Raw genomic sequence first — 3187 nt, 5'->3', positions numbered from 1 at the left:
TCCTATCTCTGGCGGCCGGGGACGCCGCGGGCTTGGCCGCCGCGCTCGTCGCGGCCGTCGCGGCCGCCAACCAGGCGGTGGTCGCCACCACGGCGCCGGACAGCACCAACGCCGCGTCCGCGACCTTCGCCGCCGCCGTGGTCGCCGGCGACCAGGTCCACTACGCCAACCTGGGTGACTCGCGCGTCTACGTCCTCGGCGGGCAGCAACGCCTCCTGCTGAGCATCGACGACTCGATGGCCCAGGCCTTCATCGCCGAGGGGATGCCCCGGGAGGAGGCCGAGGCGCTGCCCCGCGCGCACGCGATCACCAAGTGGCTGGGTCGCGACTCCCTCGACATCGTCCCGCGCACCGGCACGCTGGCGGTTCCCGAGCCGGGCTGGCTGGTGGTGTGCTCGGACGGGTTGTGGAACTATGCGTCCTCCGCGGCGGAGCTCGCGGACCAGCTGGACGCGGCGGTCGCCGCGGGGGACGACCCTGCGCCGGTCGCGCAGCGACTGGTCGAGTGGGCGACGGCGTGCGGCGGCCACGACAACATCACGGTCGCCCTGGCCCGCGTCCCCGCACCCCCGACAGCCGATCCGGGGCAGGCCGCGGACCCGGCTAGTCTGGTCGGCGAAGCCACCGACCACGAGAACGGAGCGGATCCCGACCATGGCTGAGTTCACCTCCGCCGTCTACCAGAACGAGTTCCTGCCCGACGGCGGCACCGACGTCAACGCGATCGTCACGATCACGTGCACCGGGGCCGGGTCGGCCGGACGAACGGGGAGCGGCGACGCGGGCGAGATCATCGTCGTCGACACATCCGGCTCGATGGGCGTCGCCAACATGAACGCGGCCAAGCAGGCGGCGATGATCGCCCTCGACAACATCCTCGACGGCACCTACTTCGCCGTCGTCGCCGGCAACCACAAGGCCTACCTCGCCTACCCGATGGTGCAGACCGGCGCGGGCATGGTGCGGATGGACGCCCGGACGCGGGCCGAGGCGCGGCGCTCGATCAGCTTCTTCCGCGCCGAGGGCGGCACGGCGATGGGGACCTGGCTGAACCTGTGCAAGGCGCTGTTCGCCTCGATCGGAAACCTCGCCCAGAAGCATGTGATCCTGCTCACCGACGGCGAGAACCACAACGAGACCGCCGCCCAGCTCGACCAGGCGATCGCCACCTGCGCGGGCGACTTCCAGGTGGACGCGCGCGGCGTCGGGGTCGACTGGAAGGTCGCCGAGATCCGCAAGATCGCGCAGGCCATGCTCGGCACGGTCGACATCATCGGCGACCCCACCCAGATGGGCCAGGTGTTCGCCGAGCTGATGCGCAGGTCGATGGCCCGTGGCGTCGCGAACGCGGAGTTGCGGGTGTGGATTCCGCAGGGCGCGCAGGTGCTGTTCATCCGCCAGGTCTCCCCCACCGTCGAGGACCTCACCCACCGGGGCACGCCCGTGAACCAGTTGACCATGAGCTACCCGACCGGCGCGTGGGCCGATGAGGAGCGCGACTACCACGTCGCGGTCCGGCTCGCCGCGAAGTCGGTCGGCCAGGAGCAGTTGGCCGCACGCGTCCAGCTGGCCGTCGGCCCCGACCTGCTCACGCAGGGGCTGGTCAAGGCCAAGTGGTCCTCCGACACGAACCTGACCGCGCAGATCAACCCTGAGGTCGCGCACTACACCGGGCAGGCCGAACTCGCCCAGGTGATCCAGGAGGGCCTGGCCGCGAAGGCGGTCGGGGACGAGGCGACCGCCACGACCAAGCTCGGCCGCGCGGTCCAGCTGGCGACGGAGAGCGGCAACGCCGAGGCCACGGCCAAACTCCGGAAGGTCGTCGACATCGCGGACGCCCGGACGGGTACCGTGAGGCTGAGGAAGGCCGTGGACAAGGTGGACGAGATGGCACTGGACACGGCGTCGACCAAGACCACGAGGATCAGGGGCTGACCATGCCGATCTGTCCGGCCGGGCACCAGACGAGCCAGACCGACTTCTGCGACACCTGCGGCCTCCCGCTGGCGCCCGAGCAGGCCGGCAGCACCCTCACCGAGGCGACCGTCGGCGCTGCGTCCGCTCCGCTGACCTGCCCCCAGTGCGGTACGACCAACGTCGCCGACGCGCTCTTCTGCGAGGCCTGCGGGTTCGACTTCACCACGGGTGCCGCTCCGGCGGCGTCCGCTGTTGCGCCGGCGGTGGCTGGGCCGGCGTCCGCTGCGTCCGTGCTCGCGGCGGAGACCCCCGCAGCGTTCGTACCGGTGGCCGAGCACGACGTCGTCACCGAGCCCGATCCCACCGCCGTCTTCGACGAGGAGTCGCCCACCTCGGCCGCGACGCACGAGGACGGCGCCGAGCCTGCGTCCGCGAGCCCGCCAGGCGGAGTTGCGCCGGTCGGCGAAGCCCCCGCTGCACCCGCGCGGAAGCCCGTGGAGTGGGTGGCCGAACTGTGGATCGACCCTGACTGGTACGCCGCGCAGGGCTCCACCGATCCGCTCCCGTCCGCCGGGCTGCCCGACATCGTCCCCCTGGTCAAGGACGCCAACCTGATCGGACGGGTCTCGCACAGCCGGGGAATCTTCCCCGATGTCGACTGCGAACTCGACACCGGCTGCAGCCGCCGCCACGCCATGCTCACCACCGACGGCACCCGCTGGTGGATCGAGGACCTCGACTCCGCGAACGGCACGTTCGTCGGTTCCGCCGCGGGGCCGCTGCCCGCGATGCCCATCCCGCAGGGCCGCGTCGAGATCTCCCCCGGCCAGCGCATCTACGTCGGTGCCTGGACCAGGATCGTCGTCCGTCGCGCCACCCAGGACGAGCAGGAAGCCCTCGCCGGCTAGGGGGCTGCTGGCAATGCCGTGTCGTAGGAGGACCTGCGGGGCGGGATGAGCGCACGGTCACGGCTCGTGGCGATAGCGGGTTCTGTACCGCGAGGTGTGGCCGCAGCAGTGCGCCCGATCCGGTGCGCCACAGACCCGACGACGAGGTGAGGCTCGACGGGTCCGGCCGCGGTCGCCCTCCCAGCGGCGGGGTCGGCCCGGGCCGGTCCCCCAGGAATTGCCGGCGCGCTGTGGCCCAACGCCGAGTCGTCCCGGACCGAGCGCGGGGTGGACCGAGTCGGGGACGGTTCCCTACCCGGTCCGCCATCCCCGGAGCGAGCACGAGGTCGACCGAGTCGGGGACGGTTCCCTACCCGGTCCGC

Annotated in this window: 3 protein-coding genes; all 3 read left to right on the top strand. The window is 72.1% G+C overall.

Annotated features, from left to right (window positions below; genetic code table 11):
* Positions 1 to 662 (top strand): PP2C family protein-serine/threonine phosphatase (locus QM633_RS12885; RefSeq protein ID WP_415154164.1); only part of this gene is annotated, 662 nt, incomplete at its 5' end.
* Positions 655 to 1935 (top strand): vWA domain-containing protein, encoded by a 1281-nt coding sequence (locus tag QM633_RS12880; RefSeq protein WP_415154163.1) that lies wholly within the window; start codon positions 655 to 657, stop codon positions 1933 to 1935. The genes QM633_RS12885 and QM633_RS12880, both read left to right, overlap by 8 nt.
* 2 nt (positions 1936 to 1937) lie before the next feature.
* The gene (locus QM633_RS12875) at positions 1938 to 2825 is read left to right on the top strand and encodes an FHA domain-containing protein (protein WP_415154162.1); all 888 of its coding nucleotides are present in this window, start codon (positions 1938 to 1940) and stop codon (positions 2823 to 2825) included.
* The last annotated feature ends 362 nt before the right edge of the window (positions 2826 to 3187 follow it).

This window comes from Propionicimonas sp. (assembly GCF_047606205.1).
Lineage (GTDB): Bacteria > Actinomycetota > Actinomycetes > Propionibacteriales > Propionibacteriaceae > Propionicimonas.
The sequence above is the reverse complement of the archived record's forward strand: the minus strand, read 5'-3'. Positions and strand labels throughout refer to the sequence as shown.